The organism is Paenalcaligenes sp. Me52, assembly GCF_050487965.1.
Taxonomy (GTDB): domain Bacteria; phylum Pseudomonadota; class Gammaproteobacteria; order Burkholderiales; family Burkholderiaceae_B; genus Paenalcaligenes.
Genome location: NZ_JBKQFO010000003.1, coordinates 65,670 through 81,524, shown reverse-complemented (window position 1 = coordinate 81,524; position 15,855 = coordinate 65,670). Strand labels below are relative to the sequence as shown.

Annotated in this window: 11 protein-coding genes, 1 tRNA gene and 1 pseudogene; 10 read left to right on the top strand and 3 right to left on the bottom strand. The window is 50.5% G+C overall.

The window, feature by feature from the left end; translation table 11 throughout:
- Nucleotides 1–326: 326 nt before the first annotated feature.
- Nucleotides 327–2,681 carry a Tex family protein gene (locus ACLO87_RS14725; protein ID WP_430224099.1) on the bottom strand — a complete coding sequence of 785 codons (2,355 nt, stop codon included), beginning with the start codon at nt 2,679–2,681 and terminating at the stop codon, nt 327–329.
- Nucleotides 2,682–2,825: 144 nt separating this feature from the next.
- Between ACLO87_RS14725 and ACLO87_RS14720 the strand changes: the two genes are divergently transcribed.
- Complete coding sequence (locus tag ACLO87_RS14720; protein ID WP_430224098.1) at nt 2,826–4,841, top strand: ATP-dependent DNA helicase; 2,016 nt, start codon at nt 2,826–2,828, stop codon at nt 4,839–4,841.
- Nucleotides 4,842–4,887: 46 nt separating this feature from the next.
- Here ACLO87_RS14720 and ACLO87_RS14715 read toward each other — a convergent pair whose 3' ends face one another.
- A complete protein-coding gene (locus ACLO87_RS14715) occupies nt 4,888–5,703 on the bottom strand; it encodes an outer membrane protein assembly factor BamD (protein ID WP_430224290.1) in 816 nt (271 codons plus the stop codon).
- 83 nt (nt 5,704–5,786) lie between these two features.
- Here ACLO87_RS14715 and ACLO87_RS14710 point away from each other — a divergent pair, with 83 nt between their 5' ends.
- From ACLO87_RS14710 to phaR, 5 genes are all read left to right on the top strand, one after another.
- A complete protein-coding gene (locus ACLO87_RS14710) occupies nt 5,787–6,764 on the top strand; it encodes an RluA family pseudouridine synthase (RefSeq protein ID WP_135865540.1) in 978 nt (325 codons plus the stop codon).
- The gene (pgeF, locus tag ACLO87_RS14705; RefSeq protein ID WP_430224097.1) at nt 6,749–7,522 is read left to right on the top strand and encodes a peptidoglycan editing factor PgeF; all 774 of its coding nucleotides are present in this window, start codon (nt 6,749–6,751) and stop codon (nt 7,520–7,522) included. Before ACLO87_RS14710 ends, pgeF begins: the two co-directional genes overlap by 16 nt.
- Nucleotides 7,523–7,673: 151 nt before the next feature.
- Nucleotides 7,674–9,296 carry a PHA/PHB synthase family protein gene (locus tag ACLO87_RS14700; protein WP_430224096.1) on the top strand — a complete coding sequence of 541 codons (1,623 nt, stop codon included), beginning with the start codon at nt 7,674–7,676 and terminating at the stop codon, nt 9,294–9,296.
- A gap of 81 nt (nt 9,297–9,377) precedes the next feature.
- Nucleotides 9,378–10,115 (top strand): acetoacetyl-CoA reductase, encoded by a 738-nt coding sequence (gene phbB, locus ACLO87_RS14695; RefSeq protein ID WP_135864682.1) that lies wholly within the window; start codon nt 9,378–9,380, stop codon nt 10,113–10,115.
- A gap of 32 nt (nt 10,116–10,147) precedes the next feature.
- Nucleotides 10,148–10,720, top strand: a complete 573-nt coding sequence (gene phaR / locus ACLO87_RS14690) for a polyhydroxyalkanoate synthesis repressor PhaR (RefSeq protein ID WP_135864680.1) — start codon at nt 10,148–10,150, stop codon at nt 10,718–10,720.
- Nucleotides 10,721–11,078: 358 nt separating this feature from the next.
- Here the strand turns inward: phaR and ACLO87_RS14685 are convergent.
- Nucleotides 11,079–11,155, bottom strand: a tRNA-Met gene (locus ACLO87_RS14685).
- 65 nt (nt 11,156–11,220) lie between these two features.
- Here ACLO87_RS14685 and scpB point away from each other — a divergent pair.
- The 4 genes and pseudogenes from scpB to nusA form a co-directional block, all read left to right on the top strand.
- Nucleotides 11,221–11,736 (top strand): annotated as a pseudogene (gene scpB, locus ACLO87_RS14680) (SMC-Scp complex subunit ScpB); the annotation flags it as partial.
- A gap of 165 nt (nt 11,737–11,901) precedes the next feature.
- Nucleotides 11,902–13,623 (top strand): 23S rRNA pseudouridine(2605) synthase RluB, encoded by a 1,722-nt coding sequence (rluB, locus tag ACLO87_RS14675; protein ID WP_430224095.1) that lies wholly within the window; start codon nt 11,902–11,904, stop codon nt 13,621–13,623.
- A 225-nt stretch (nt 13,624–13,848) separates the two neighbouring features.
- Nucleotides 13,849–14,340, top strand: coding sequence for a ribosome maturation factor RimP (gene rimP, locus ACLO87_RS14670; RefSeq protein ID WP_135864674.1), 492 nt, complete (start codon nt 13,849–13,851; stop codon nt 14,338–14,340).
- On the top strand, nt 14,337–15,821 hold the full coding sequence (gene nusA, locus ACLO87_RS14665; RefSeq protein WP_135864672.1) for a transcription termination factor NusA: 1,485 nt from the start codon (nt 14,337–14,339) through the stop codon (nt 15,819–15,821). Before rimP ends, nusA begins: the two co-directional genes overlap by 4 nt.
- Nucleotides 15,822–15,855 lie beyond the last annotated feature (34 nt).

Genomic DNA, 15,855 nt, shown 5'->3' with positions numbered 1-15,855 from the left:
TCACACTAAAAACCGTTGCAAGCGATGAAGGGAAAACGGAGGAAAGTATTTTTTTATTTGGTGTCTCAAATTAAAAAATACTTTTCGCAGTGCTAGCTACTGCAGCTAGTGGTGAGTTCGTTTGTGCTGCTCTCATCGCACACGCTGGGAACTGCAGGAATACTTTTTGTGGTTTGAGACACCAAATCAAAAAAGTTTCCTCTCCGTCCCCCGGTTGCTTTGAATATGGATAGGTTTACAGCCCTTTCTTGAGTAATGGTAGTTGTGTACCCCGCAATAAAAACGGCCCCTAAAAGGAGCCGTTTCCAACCTACGCCTAACGCGTATTACTTACGCAGTTTGGCAAACGCTGCCGCCATAGCATTGTTCATCGCGGGTTCTTCACGACGTTGCTGTGGAGCGCGATTATTGTTGCGTTGGCCTTTGTTGCTAGCTGGACGATCGCTGCCACCAGAGCTAGGCAGATCGTCGTTTAAACGCATGGTGAGGCTAATGCGTTTACGCGGCACATCTACTTCCAGCACTTTGACCTTCACGGTTTGACCTACACGCACTACATCGCGTGGGTCGCTTACAAACTGATCAGACAGCGCCGAGATGTGCACCAAACCGTCTTGGTGTACGCCCACATCCACAAATGCGCCAAAGTTAGCCACGTTGGTCACTACGCCTTCTAGCGTCATGCCAGGGATCAAGTCAGAGATCTTGGTAACACCTTCCATGAAGGTGGCTGTGCTGAACTCAGGGCGTGGGTCACGGCCAGGTTTTTCAAACTCAGCAAAAATATCCTGAACAGTAGGCAAACCAAAGCGCTCGTCGGTGAAGTCGTTAGGGGATAGTCCTTTCAGTGCACCGCTTTGGCCCATCACTTCTTTGGCCTGCTTTTGAATACGAGCCAAGATGCGTTCAGCGACTGGATAGGCTTCTGGGTGAACAGCGGAGGCATCCAGTGGGTTGTCAGCGTTAGGAATACGCAAGAAACCAGCAGCTTGCTCAAAAGCTTTGGGGCCGAAGCGTGGTACGTCCAGCAATTGCTTGCGGGACAAGAATGCGCCGTTGCTGTTACGCCATTCCACAATGTTTTTAGCCAGTGTAGCGTTCAGGCCAGATACGTGCATCAGCAATGGAGCAGAGGCGGTATTCACGTCTACACCTACCGCGTTCACACAATCCTCAACCACGGCTTCTAGTGATCGAGCCAGCTCACGTTGATTCACATCGTGTTGGTATTGGCCTACACCAATAGCTTTGGGTTCGATTTTTACCAATTCAGCCAATGGGTCTTGTAAGCGACGGGCGATGGATACCGCACCACGCAAGCTTACGTCCAACTCAGGAAACTCTTTGGCGGCGAGCTCAGAGGCTGAGTACACCGATGCTCCGGCTTCAGACACAGAAACGCGTGTGAGTTGAAGTTCAGGGTGGCGGCTTTGCAATTCGGAAACCAGTTTTTCAGTTTCACGCGATGCAGTACCGTTACCTACAGCTACCAGCTCAATGTTGTGTTTCTTAGCGATAGCGGCCAAGGCTTTTAAGCTGCCTTCTACATCACGGCGTGGCTCAAAAGGATAGATGGTGACGGTGTCTAGCAGTTTGCCAGTGGTATCAATGGCAGCTACTTTTACACCGGTACGAATACCAGGGTCTAGGCCCAATACAGATTTATGGCCAGCAGGGGCTGCTAGCAGTAAATCTCGTAAGTTGGCAGCAAATACACGTGTGGCTTCTTGCTCAGCTTGCTCACGCAAACGTGTAATGAGCTCAGTTTCAAACAAGGTCAGCAGTTTTACGCGCCATGTCCAGCGGCATACTTCGGCCATCCATGCTTCGTGAGCAGTGGCTTGGCTGTCAAAGCGTGCAGCGCTGTTGCTGAGTTCAGCAATGCGTTCAATGCAGGGGTGAGGGTGCAGCGCCTCTTGTTCTTCGGTTAAGCCTAAGCGTAACGTTAGTACCCCTTGTTGGCGGCCGCGTAGCAGCGCCAATGTACGGTGCGAGGGTAGGGTACGCAGGGTTTCGCTAAAATCAAACCAGTCTTGGAATTTGTTGCCTTCTTGTTCTTTGCCTTCTACGACTTTGGCGTACAGCAAACCGCTGTTCCATAAGTATTCACGTAGCTTGGCTAACAAGTCAGCATTTTCGGCTTGGTTCTCAGACAGAATGTCACGAGCACCATCCAACGCTGCTTTGCTGCTATCAAATGGCGCTTCACCTACAAAGGCTTCGGCTAGTACCAGCGGATCACTGGTGGGGTTGTCCAGAATGTTTTGCAGCAAGGCATCCAAACCAGCTTCACGGGCAATTTGTGCGCGTGTGCGACGTTTGGGTTTGTAAGGAGTGTATAAGTCTTCTAGGCGCTGTTTGGTATCAGCCGAAGTGATTTCGGAAAGAAGTTCAGGATTGAGCTTACCTTGTTGCTCAATCGAATCTAAAATGGCGATACGGCGGGTTTCCAGTTCGCGCAGATACAATAAGCGCACTTCCAACTCGCGTAGTACACCGTCATCTAAACCACCAGTGGCTTCTTTACGGTAACGGGCAATAAACGGTACGGTGGCACCATCATCCAGCAAATCCACTGCCGCAGTGGCCTGATTAGGGCGTATGCTCAACTCGGTTGCGAGCTGTTGCAAAATACGGTTTTGGTCAATGGTACGCGGGGAAGAGGAGGGGGTAGTTGTCATGGATTCAATACGGCCAAAAAACAAAAGGTCGGGCTTGGTGCCATGCCGGAGGCTGACGTGAATCCCGTGTATGAACGGGAACCCAGTAAAAAATGATCGGCTTTGATTATAGAGCCGTGCAGAGATATTGAAAGAACTATGACCATGCTGACACAGGAACTTGACGAAATTTTTGCTGAGGGTGGACCTCTGGCGGAGTCTGTGCAGCAATACCATTTGCGTATGGGCCAATTAGAGCTAGCACGCTCTATTCATAAGGCGATCACAGATCACGAAATACTAATTGCCGAAGCAGGTACGGGTACAGGAAAAACCTGGGCGTACTTGGTTCCCGTATTCCTAAGTGGCTCAAAAGCCCTAGTGTCCACGGGGACACGTACCTTGCAGGACCAGTTGTTTAGGCGCGATTTGCCACACTTGCGCAAGGCTTTGGGGTTGCCTGTGCAGGTGGCGTTGTTGAAAGGTCGTGGCAACTACGTGTGTCATTACCACTTAGAGCGTGCAGAGCAAGATGGTCGTGGGTTTGCATCACGCCGCGAAGTAACGTGGATGCGCGAAATCCAACGGTTTAGCGAAACCAGCAGCTCAGGCGATAAATCCGAGTTGGCTAGCATCCCCGAAGATGCTGAAATTTGGTCGCGGGTAACCTCCACACGTGAAAACTGCTTGGGGCAAGACTGCTCGTATGTGGGTGATTGCTTTGTGTTGAAAGCACGCCGTAAGGCGCAAGAGGCCGACGTGGTGGTAGTGAACCACGCGTTGTTTATGGCCGATTTGGCACTGCGTGAAGAGGGTATTACCGACCTGTTGCCAGCGGTAGACACAGTGGTGTTTGACGAGGCACACCAGTTGCCTGACGTAGCTACCCGTTTCCTGGGTACATCGGTATCACTGCATCACTTGTTAGATTTGGCGCGTCAAACTGAGGTGGCGGGTTTAGGTCATGCGCGTGGCGTGGTGGATTGGAGTGCTGTTTCGGGCGCATTAGAACAAGCCTGTAGAGACTTACGCTTGGCTACAGCTGAAGTCGCTAAGATGCCAGGTGCTCGCGCCACCTTCGAGATGATTCCTGAGCCAGAGGCTTTTGATGAGGCTCTAGAGGAACTGCTGGAAAAATTAGACAAAATTATCAAGCTGCTAGATATGCTGGCAGAAAAGCATCCAGATCTAGGCGCGGCTCATAAACAGGCACTGCTGTTGCGCGCACGGTTGTTTTTATGGAGTCAGCCAGATAGGCAAGGGCGTCATGCGTTAGCGCCTGATACGGCTTCTGCCGAGTTAAAAGAGTCTGCTGCCGATGAGATGGTGCGCTGGGTAGAGCACACACAAACGTCGTTGCGTTTTCATAGCGCACCGTTGTCAGTAGCAAAGATATTTTCGCGCTACCGAGAGCCGCATCAGGCATGGGTGCTAACATCGGCGACCTTGTCGGTGCATGGTAACTTTGCTCACTTCGTGCACCAGTTGGGCCTGTGGCAAGCCCGTACTGAAGTGTGGCCGTCTCCGTTTGATTACCCTCAGCAAGGGCTGATGTTTGTACCTAATAGTTTGCCAGTACCCTCGTCGCCACAATTCAATGAACGCTTTGTGGAGTTGCTGATACCACTGATACAGGAAGCTAAAGGTGGGGTGTTGGTGCTGTGTACCACGCTGCGTTCGGTTGAGCGTATTGCTGAGCTGCTACAAGAGCGTTTTGAAGACTTAGGTATTACTAGACCTTTGTTGCGTCAAGGCGAGCGTTCACGACGCGTATTGTTGGAAGAGTTCCGCAATGGGCACAACATGGTGTTGGTGGGCAGTGCGAGCTTCTGGGAAGGTATTGACGTGCCGGGTGATGCGTTGACTTTAGTGGCTATTGATAAGCTGCCGTTTGCACCACCAGATGATCCAGTACTAGAGGCTCGTATCAATGCGTGTAGAGAGCGTGGCGGTAATCCGTTTATGGAATACCAGTTGCCCGATGCGGCCATTGCCTTAAAGCAAGGGGCAGGACGCTTGATTCGTACTGAGCAAGATTGGGGCGTCTTAGTGGTAGGTGATGCGCGTATTGTGGATAAACCTTACGGCAAGTTGTTATGGCGCGGGTTGCCACCATTTTCGCGTACACGAGACCCACAGCGAGCATTGGCTTTTTTCAAAGACAAGCAACAAGAGGAATAAAAAAAGGCTGCCATAAGGCAGCCTTTTTTGTATGCGTGAAACGTGCTTAGAACCAGTTGATAGGATTCCAGTAGTTGCTAGGTGTATCCAGGCCTTGCTTCCAGAGAATGCTGTCTGGGAAGTTTTCATCCATGATGCGTTTAGTGTCATCACGCAAAGCGGTTTCACCTAGTTCGTCATAAGACAAGTACATCAGGTACAACGCTTTTTCAGCAATAGCTACACCGTGAAAATCAGTGATGACGCGTTGTGCGCGGTTAATGGAAGCGATATAAGCGCCACGTTTGTAGTAGTACTCAGCAACGTGTACTTCGTTTTCTGCAATAGTGCTTACCAACCATGTAATACGTTGTTTGGCATCCGCGGCATAACGGCTATCAGGGTATAGATTGATCAGCTCGTTAAATGACTCATACGACTCGCGCAAGCCTTGGGGATCACGCTCACTAGGATCTTGACGTGTGAACCGCGTCAACATCGCGCTAGGCGGTGTGAACGTAATCAACCCTTTGAGGTACAGCATGTAATCACTGCCGGGGTGATTAGGGTATTGCTTCTGGAAACGGTCAATAGCAGCTAATGCTTGCTCTGGTTCTTCGTCTTTCCAGTTAATGTAGGCTTGGTCAATCAAAGCCTGTTGCGCATAAGTGCCAAACGGGTAGCGAGCTTCAATGGCTTCCAATCTAGTACGGGCAGCTTTCCAGTTGCCAGCATTCATTTCTTCACGCGCATCTTGGTAAAGCTTTTCTGCTGTCCAGCCTGCAGTAGGATCTACGGTAGGCTTGGTGGCACCACAACCCGCAATCACCAATACTACGCAGAGTGTTGCCAAAGCTTTGGCATAGCGCTGAAGATTAGCGATTCGAGATAGAAAAAAACGAGCAAGACGAGTCACAGAAGCATCCTTGGTGTTAGCATTTCAGACTGATTATATGATTTGTTGCTATGCAAGACACTAATACTGCAAAAAATTTACACGATCTCCTGTCCGACGAGGCAGTGGAAGAGCGTCGCTTTGTGTTACCTATCACTCAGGAACCCGAGCGTTTAGATAAAACACTGGCCTTATTGTTGCCAGAGCATTCGCGTAGCCGACTGCAGTCCTGGATCGAGGAAGGACATGTGCAGGTGAATCAGCAGGTAGTGCGTACACGCCATATCTTGTACCCCGGCGATGTTATCACGGTGCAGGAACAGGCGGCACCTGAATCTACGGCTTTTACCGCAGAGCCTGTGGATTTCCCTGTGGTTGAGGAAAGTGCGCATTGGATTGTGGTAAATAAGCCTGCAGGCTTGGTTACGCATCCCGGTGCAGGTAACTGGACAGGTACCTTGCTGAATGGCTTGTTGTACCGCTACCCTGAGTTGGCTTCAGTGGCGCGTGCAGGCATTGTGCATCGTTTGGATAAGATGACCTCAGGTTTGATGGTAGTGGCACGTACAGAGACGGCGCAAACACACCTGGTGCGCCAATTGCAAAGCCGTAGCGTTAAACGCGAATACCGAGCATTGGTGCATGGTTTTGTAGCGCCCGAAGGTACCATTAATATACCTATAGGTCGTGATCCTCATGTGCCGGTCCGTATGGCTGTGAACGGTTCTGCTCCTCGTGAAGCTATTACACACTTCCATTGTTTACGTCATGGCTTGGCTGAGCGCGGTATCGCCTTTAGTGAAGTGGTGTGCAAACTAGAGACGGGCCGTACACATCAAATCCGTGTACACCTAGCGAGTCAAAAGCATCCTTTGTTAGGCGATGATTTGTATGGCGGTAAAAATATGCTGGGCGCTGAGCGTCAGATGCTGCATGCCAGAGGGTTAGGCTTTGAAGACCCTGCTACTGGGCAGTTGGTGCAGTTCGAATCAGCGTTACCGGATGATATGAACGCTGTACGGGAGTGCATTGAATGGAAAAACCTTTAAAGGTATCTACAATTACCGGCCCGGAGTGGGCCGGTTGTTCGTATTTCAGCAGTTTGCGTTATCCCGGTTACAGCCGTGGTGATTGGGATGGGCTGAATTTAGGCGCGCACTGTTCTGATGAGGCAGCTGATGTGGCAGCCAATCGTGCCTTGCTTAGACAAAGTTTGCCCAGCGAGCCTGTCTGGTTACAGCAGGTGCATGGGACGGGAGTCTTGGATGCGGACGTGTATGTGCCTTCGGGTAATGAGCCTCCGCAAGCGGATGCCGCCATCACAACACAAACAAACAAAGTCTTGGCAATCATGACAGCGGATTGTCTGCCAGTAGTGGTGTATGATTCCTTAGGAGGCGTACTGGGTGCCGCGCACGCAGGATGGCGAGGGCTGGCATCGGGCGTACTGGAACGCATGGTAGATCAAATGCGGTCTAAAACAACTACTCAAGGGCCGTTGTACGCATGGGTGGGGCCGGCAATTAGCCAGCAACATTTTGAGGTGGGCGCAGAAGTGCGTGAGGCATTTCTAGATAACAATGCGCACTATGGCATGTATTTTGTTCCAGCAGTGAATGCTGGCAAGTACTTTGCCGACTTGCCGGGCATTGCGCGTCACCGTTTGCATCAGCATTGTGATGGAAATATTGCTGTGGCATTAAGTGGTGAGTGCAGCTACGAGCGTACTGACCGCTATTACTCATACAGACGTCAAGCATCCACAGGGCGGCTCGTGACGGTAGCGTGGTTGCAAAGCCAAGCCTAGTTGTTTATTCTGGATGTTACAAAGTGTAGGTGTGGCGGCAAGTGAAAGGCGTTGCGCGTTTCTTGTCATGCAAGCTTGCTGCGTGTGATTGGTTGTTTGACCGTTCAATAAAAGCCCATAGATGGCTTTGGCGACAGGGAGACAAATTACGATGGCTGAGGCTGCGGTACACCCTCTTTCTTTTTTCATCAGTCCTGATGAGCTACAGGCTATTCGTGCCGACTTTGAGCAGCGCTGGCAGGCGTTGCAACAGGCTGCGGCACAAGCAACCCTGGGCGTGCCCAAAAGCCGCCGTTTCAAAAGTGGTGCGTGGCAATCTCATCCCCAATCATTGATGGCGGCACACGTGTGGGAGCTCTACGCTGACACGTTGCAGCAACTAGCGGATCAAGCCTCTATAGGGGTGGAACAGCAGCAACGACTCTCCTTTGCGCTGATGCAATGGATTGAGGCTATCTCACCTGCAAATTTCTTGGCAACGAATCCAGACGCACAACAAGATTTATTGTTCTCGCAAGGTGCAAGCTTGATGGCGGGCGCTAAAAATTTCTGGGAAGATCTGCAAAAAGGTAGGCTAAGCCAAACCGATGAAAGCCAGTTCCAACTCGGCGAGAATCTAGCTACTACTGCTGGTGACGTGGTGTATCGCAATGCGCTGTTTGAGTTGCTGCACTATCGTCCCACTACGACTACGGTTAAAGCTATCCCCTTACTGGTGGTACCACCGTGCATTAATAAATACTACATTTTAGATTTGCAGCCTCGTAACTCCTTTGTGAAACACGCGGTAGAGCAGGGTTATCAAGTCTTTTTAATGTCGTGGCGTAATCCGCTAGCCAATGACGAAGACTCTATTTCTCATGCGACGTGGGGCGATTATTTAGATAGTGGTGTGCTGCAAGCCGTTGATGTGGTGCGTGATATAACGCAGCAGTCCAAAATCAATGCGCTAGGCTTTTGTGTGGGTGGCACGCTGCTCAGTTCAGCATTAAGTTTGGCAGCAGCACAAGGAGAGCATCCCGTTAATGCGATGACCTTGCTTACCACGATGTTGGACTTCGACGATGTGGGGGCTTTGCAGGTCTTTGTAGACGAAGCGTTGGCTTGTTTCCGTGAGTGGCAATTAGGGGCGGGTGGTTTGTTGGCAGCGAACGAACTGGCCACTACTTTCGCCTTTTTGCGCCCAGCAGAATTGGTATGGAATTACGTAACCGATAACTACCTTAAGGGTAAAACGCCGCCGGCCTTTGATTTGCTGTATTGGAATGCAGACGGTACAAACCTGCCGGGGCCATTTTTTACATGGTATTTTCGTAATACCTATCTGGAAAATAACTTAAAGAATCCAGAAGGGGTGCGTATTAACGGCCATACCCTGAAATTGAACACGTTGGCTATGCCTACTTACGTGTATGGCTCCAGAGATGACCATATCGTGCCATGGCGCAGTGCTTACCGTAGTGCGCAGTTGCTGCAAGGTGATGTGCGCTTTGTGTTGGGGGCGTCGGGCCATATAGCAGGGGTCATTAATCCTCCTGCAGATCAAAAGCGTCACTATTGGACGCAAGTACAACCAGGCAGTTTAGATAAAGGCCTGGATTCTGAGCAGTGGTTTGAACAGGCTCAACAGTTGCCCGGTAGTTGGTGGGGCGATTGGATGCAGTGGTTACAAATGCATAGCGGGGCTGATGTGCCTGCGCCCAAAAGTACGGGCAATGCACATTACCCATCGCTGGGTGCTGCGCCGGGAAGCTACGTGCGAGTTAGAGCCTAACCACTAGATAAAAAAAGAACGTTGGTGCAGCACAGGCCAACTCGTGTTGTTGTATGGGTGAGGACTACAAGGAGAAAGTGTATGTCTGGAAAATTAGCATATGTGACCGGGGGCATGGGTGGTATCGGTACGGCAATATGTCAGCGCTTGGCGCGTGAAGGTTTTAAAGTTGTAGCAGGGTGTGGGCCAAACCGTGATGCGCAAAAATGGTTAGATGAGCAGCGTCAACTAGGGTTTGAGTTTTATGCGTCTGCTGGGAACGTGTCTGACTGGGACTCTACCGTAGAGGCGTTTGAAAAAGTGCGTAGAGAACACGGTGATGTTGCTGTGCTGGTGAATAATGCTGGCATTACGCGCGATGGGCAGTTCCGTAAAATGAGCTTGGATGACTGGCGCTCTGTGATAGACACCAACCTAAATAGCTTGTTTAACGTCACAAAGCAGGTGTTGGAGCCCATGCTGGCGAACAACTGGGGGCGCATCATTAACATCAGTTCGGTTAATGGGCAGCGTGGTCAGTTTGGCCAAACCAACTACTCTACTGCCAAAGCCGGTATTCATGGTTTTACAATGGCATTGGCACAAGAGGTTGCGAACAAAGGGGTAACCGTCAATACCGTTTCTCCAGGTTATATTGGTACAGATATGGTGCGAGCCATTCGTCCTGATGTGCTGGAGAAAATCGTAGCCACCATTCCAGTACGTAGACTGGGTGAGCCTGATGAAATTGCCTCTATCGTGGCGTGGTTAGCCTCTGATGATTCAGGTTTTTCTACCGGTGCTGATTTCTCGGTCAACGGTGGCCTGCATATGGGCTGATGTACTGTATTTTTAGAATGAAAAGGTAGTCTATGACACAAGATTCTGCAGCAGAAACTGTAAGATTGATTAAAAAATATCCCAATAGGCGTCTTTACGATACATGCACCAGTTCGTACATCACGTTGGCTGATGTGAAACAGTTGGTGATGGCAAATGAAAGTTTTGCCGTGGTAGACGCTAAAACCAATGACGATATTACGCGCAGTATTCTGTTGCAGATCATCTTGGAAGAGGAAAGTGCGAACGTGCCTATGTTTTCAGCAGAGGTGCTGTCCAATATCATTCGCTTTTATGGCAGTGCCATGCAGGGCGTGATGGGTAGTTATCTAGAGCAAAACATTCAAGCTTTCATCGAGATTCAAGAGCGTTTGTTGGCACAATCCAAGCATGTGTATGGCAAGCCTGTAGGGCCAGAAGCTTGGGCACAGTTTATGACGGTGCAAACGCCTATGATCCAAAAAATGATGAACTCCTACGCGGAACAAAGCCAGAAAATGTTCACGCAGGTGCAGGATCAGATGCAAGATCAGGTGTATGGTTTGTTTTCTGCTTTCCCGTTTGCGTCTCCTGCAAAAGAGAAAACACATAAACCCAAAGAGTAAAAGCATCTTGCATAAAGCAGGATTCTGATGATGTAATGGCAAAACTAGTGGGGAGGCTCCCCACTGTTTTGATAGATAGCAGGGCAATCAGGCGCGGAAAGCGCCAGCATGGTAACGCAGTTGCATACTACGTCATAGCAGGCCCTCACACCTTCCTTTCTTTTTCTTATGGCCGATATGGTTTCGCAGCACAATGGTGTGCGAGCTAGGCGTGTACTAACAACATGAAAACGAAAAATGCTTCCGTGTTCATTCGCAGTGTGCAAGAACAGGGGCTGGGGTGCGTGTTGGGTTTGTGTGTAAATAGAATCGGCAAAGAAAAAGGGCTGATTTCTAAGAAATCAGCCCTTTCGGTATTTGGTTGCGGGGGCAGGATTTGAACCTACGACCTTCGGGTTATGAGCCCGACGAGCTACCATGCTGCTCCACCCCGCGTCAGAAAAATAATAGTAACCTGACTGTTTCAAAAAAGCAAGCCTCATTTGGAAAATAAACTGAATATGACAGATAGTGAGATTTTAAAAGTGTTGGAAGCGGCATTATTATGTACAGAAGAGCCGCTGAATCTGTCACAATTACGGCAGTTGTTCGGTGTGCATGAAATTTCCGCCGATCAAATGCGTCACCATCTGGCTATGTTGCAGCTGGATTGGAATGATAGAGGGCTTGAGCTGGTATCCCTATCCAGCGGCTGGCGTTTTCAAAGCCGGCCTGAAATGCAGCCTTATCTGGCGCGACTTAATCCGGACCGTCCGCCCAAATACTCACGTGCGGTGTTGGAAACACTGGCCATCATTGCGTGGCGTCAACCTGTTACTCGTGGTGATATCGAAGATATACGCGGTGTGGGTGTTTCTACGCAGATTGTGCGTACGTTGGAAGATCGAGGTTGGATCGAAGTACTGGGCTATAGAGATGCACCAGGGCGCCCAGCGTTGCTAGGTACAACGCGACAATTTCTGGATGATTTAGGTTTGCGTTCTTTACAGGACTTGCCTTCTTTGGATGAAGAGCAGGTGCAGGATGTGTTTATGCAACAGCTTGTGGAGCTGGATAACACACAGCAAGGGACGTTGCATGAGCCCGACACTACAGAACATGAAGAAAGCGATGAGAAGTGAAATTTTTTGACACTTATCATCAAAGCATAATGAATGAGAAAAACTGGAGTCTTTTAATCAATGACGGAAAATATTGAACAAGCGCCTGAGCGTAGCGCAGAAGCGGCTGAGTCCTCTTCTACGGCATCTGCTTCGCGCGGCAAGGGGCGTAAATTACGCACGCCGTTTCGTCGTCGTCGAGGTGATGCAACTGAAGCAGGTGCACGTACCCGTGATGACTCTTCCTCCACCCAAGATGTTAAGGAAGAAACTGCAGAGCAAAAACCTGTAGCTAAAGGTAGACGTAGGCCCGCTGCTGCCGCTGCAAATGCAGATCAGCCGCGTGCGCCACGCGCACCTCGTGCTCGCAAAACCAGTACGCGCGCTCCTAAAGCAGCAGCGCCAGTGCAGGACGATCAAGAACCAGTAGTGCAGATGAGCGCAGAAGATGATCAAGAAGCTGATCACGCGCTGTCCTACTTGGATAAAACAGCCAGAATGTCCCAGCGTTTGGGGCGTTATCTGACTAGCGAAGCGATACAACCCAAATTGCATAAAGTGCTGGCTGATGCTGGCGTGGGTTCGCGTCGTGAAATGGAAGAGTTGATTGTTGCAGGCCGTGTTTCGGTAAACGGTGAGCCTGCACACATTGGCCAACGCGTAGGTCAAGACGATAAAGTTCGTGTGAATGGTCGTCTGATTGCGCGTCCTCATGCCAATAAACCGCCTCGTGTGATTCTGTACCACAAGCCTGTAGGCGAAATTGTGACGCACGATGATCCAGAAGGCCGTGAAACTGTTTTTGCGCGTTTACCTAAAGTACGCGTAGGTAAGTGGTTATCCATTGGTAGGTTGGACTTGAACACTGAGGGTCTGCTGATCTTCACGACATCCGGTGACTTGGCCAACAAAATGATGCACCCCCGTTATGGCGCTGAGCGCGAATACGCAGTGCGCGTATTGGGAGAGCTGGCTGATGATCAAGCGAAGCGTCTGACTACCGGTATTGAGCTGGAAGACGGTGAAGCTAAGTTTGGCGAATTGGAGTTCATCGGTGGCGAAGGTAGTAACCGTTGGTACCGTGTGACCTTGCATGAAGGCCGTAACCGCGAAGTGCGTCGTATGTTTGAGGCTGCTGGTGTGGTGGTGAGTCGTCTGATCCGTACACGCTTTGGTGAGGTGGTGTTGCCGCGTAACCTGCGTCGTGGTCGATGGGAAGAGCTGAATGCCGACATGGTTGCTGCGTTGATGCTGCGTGTGGGCTTGTGGCGTGATACAGGCGAAACAGAAAGTGCAGGCGGTGGTCGTCGTGGTGCTCGTCGTCATAGTCAACCGCTAAGTCATGACAGTGCTTTGCCTCCCGGCTTTGGTACCATGGAGCAAAATGGTACTAACGGTGCGCGTACTAATAGACGTGGCCGCCTGCGTACCAGCGAGGGTGGTGGCTATGTGGATCCAACGGCTACAACTGGTATGCTGGTAAGCGGTGGTTTGGCTAATGGCCATCCTGAGGCAGGTCGTGGTGGTCGCCGTACGGGCGGTCGTGGTCAGCAGCCGCGCGGTAATGCAGGTTCAACTGCTCGAGATCAGCGTGATCCTCAGGCAGGGCCAGCAAATCGACGTCGCCGCAGTGGTGAGCAGCGTGGTACCGAAGAGCAGCGTCAACAGGCGCCGCGATCGGCTGCTAAGCGTGCTCCGGCGCGCGGTGGTCGTACAGGCGGTCGTTCGGGGGATGATTGGCAGCCACGTTCCTCTAATGCGCACGAGTCACGCTTGGCGCGTATAGGAACTAACCGTCGTTAATGCACCACAGGGCCGGGCTATGAAGTAGGTGTAGTCCGGCTTCCGCATGGCTGTGGCTTTATTTCTGGGCTAAGCGCTGGATGTGGCAGGATTTTTTCTCGAATTCTGTTAAAATGTAAAGCTTGGCACGGTATCATCATTATTGTATGTAATGTCAGATACTTACCGGATCTAAGCTTTTAAGGTAGCAGTGGGCTGGCAGTCAGCCCATTTTTTTTGGATTTTATGGCAGATATTTTCGCTTTAACACAGGAAGCCTTGCTAGGCAGCGACATCGAGTTGATCGATGTGGAACGCGCGCCACTGGGCGTGTTGCGTGTCGTGATTGATCACCCTGAAGGGGTGAGCATTGACCATTGTGAATGGGTGTCCAAACAGCTGTCGCGCGTTTTCGAAGTAGAAAACGTCGATTACGGCCGTCTGGAAGTGAGTTCTCCTGGTACAGATCGTCCGCTGCGAACATTGCGCGACTTTGTACGCTTTGCCGGTGCTAGGGTAGAACTGCGCTTTTACGAGGCGGTGGATAACCAGAAAGTGTTTAAGGGTGTGTTGATCAGCCCTGATGACGTCACTGTGGATAATGTGGATGCCGACACCAAATTCGTGTTGGAACTAGAGCAAGCCTCTGGCGATGTCAGAGACCTGACTTTCACATTTGATGAAGTGGATCGTGCCAAATTGGATCCCGTTCTTGATTTCAAGGGTAGAAAGCGATGAGTCGCGAAATTCTTTTGCTAGTTGATGCGCTGGCGCGTGAAAAAGGTGTAGAAGCAGATGTGGTGTTTGGCGCCCTAGAAGGTGCGTTGGCGTCTGCAATGAAAAAACGCTTCGAAGAAGATGCCGACATACGGGTAGCGGTGGATCGCGTAACGGGCGAGCACGAAGGCTTCAGACGTTGGTTGGTCGTGCCTGATGAGGCTGGCCTGCAAGAGCCTGATCGTCAAGAGATGTACAGCGATGCGATTGAGATCGTGCCTGATGTACAAATTGGCGACTACATTGAAGAGGCCTTGGAGCCTATAGAATTCGGACGTATCGGTGCACAAGCCGCTAAGCAGGCTATTTTGCAGCGTATACGTGATGCAGAGCGCGAACAGGTGTTGAATGACTTCCTGGATCGTGGCGAAAAAATCGTGTCTGGCACAGTCCGACGTATTGATAAGGGCGACGCCATCATCGAGATGGGTAAAATCGAAGCCCGTTTGCCACGCAGCGAAATGATCCCCAAAGAAAATATTCGTATGGGTGACCGTGTACGCGCTTTGGTAAAAACAATTGACCGCACAGCACGTGGTCAACAGGTAATTCTGTCTCGTACTGCTCCTGATTTCATCAAGGAACTGTTCGAGAACGAAGTGCCTGAAATCGAACAAGGCTTATTGGAAATTAAAGCAGCTGCTCGTGATGCGGGTGTGCGCGCTAAAATTGCCGTTATTGCCTACGATCAACGTATTGATCCTATCGGTACATGTGTAGGTATGCGTGGGTCGCGAGTCACTGCTGTTCGTAACGAACTGGGCGGTGAACAGGTCGATATCGTTCTGTGGGCAGAAGATCCTGCAGAATTCGTGATTGGTGCTCTGGCTCCAGCGCATGTGGAATCCATCGTGGTCGATGAAGATAAACATGCTATGGACGTAGTGGTTGATGAAGAAAACCTGCCTAAAGCTATTGGTGCTCGTGGTCAAAACGTACGTTTGGCTTCCGAACTCACTGGCTGGCAAATCAACATCATGACACCAGAAGAAAGCCAGAATCGTCAGGAAGAAGAGCGTCGTGAACTGCAAAACATGTTCATGCAACGTTTGGATGTGGACGAAGGTATTGCTGATGTACTGATCGACGAAGGTTTCAGTGGTCTTGAAGAGGTGGCTTACGTGCCATTGCAAGAACTGCTGGATATCGATGCCTTTGATGAAGACACTGTAAACGAGTTGCGCACACGTGCTCGTAATGCACTGCTTTCTGAAGCAATTGCTAAAGATGAGCTGGTGCAAACAGTAGAAAAAGATCTATTGGAAATTGAAGGAATCACTCCTGATATCGTGGCTGCACTAGCTGAAAAGCAAGTCACCACCTTGGATGATTTGGCCGAGTTGGCGACAGATGAACTGTCCGAAATGACTGGCCTAAATGCCGAAGACGCGAGCAATCTGATTATGCGTGCACGAGCCCACTGGTTTGATGGTGACGCATGATGACGTTGCAGCAGGTCGGCCTGCTCTAGAGAGG

Coding starts and splice junctions, on each gene's coding strand:
- rluB (WP_430224095.1), top strand. CDS start 11,902: ATGACGGAAAATATTGAACAAGCGCCTGAGCGTAGCGCAGAAGCGGCT.
- pgeF (WP_430224097.1), top strand. CDS start 6,749: ATGGAAAAACCTTTAAAGGTATCTACAATTACCGGCCCGGAGTGGGCC.
- phaR (WP_135864680.1), top strand. CDS start 10,148: ATGACACAAGATTCTGCAGCAGAAACTGTAAGATTGATTAAAAAATAT.
- rimP (WP_135864674.1), top strand. CDS start 13,849: ATGGCAGATATTTTCGCTTTAACACAGGAAGCCTTGCTAGGCAGCGAC.
- ACLO87_RS14720 (WP_430224098.1), top strand. CDS start 2,826: ATGCTGACACAGGAACTTGACGAAATTTTTGCTGAGGGTGGACCTCTG.
- nusA (WP_135864672.1), top strand. CDS start 14,337: ATGAGTCGCGAAATTCTTTTGCTAGTTGATGCGCTGGCGCGTGAAAAA.
- ACLO87_RS14700 (WP_430224096.1), top strand. CDS start 7,674: ATGGCTGAGGCTGCGGTACACCCTCTTTCTTTTTTCATCAGTCCTGAT.
- phbB (WP_135864682.1), top strand. CDS start 9,378: ATGTCTGGAAAATTAGCATATGTGACCGGGGGCATGGGTGGTATCGGT.
- ACLO87_RS14710 (WP_135865540.1), top strand. CDS start 5,787: ATGCAAGACACTAATACTGCAAAAAATTTACACGATCTCCTGTCCGAC.
- ACLO87_RS14725 (WP_430224099.1), bottom strand. CDS start 2,681: ATGACAACTACCCCCTCCTCTTCCCCGCGTACCATTGACCAAAACCGT.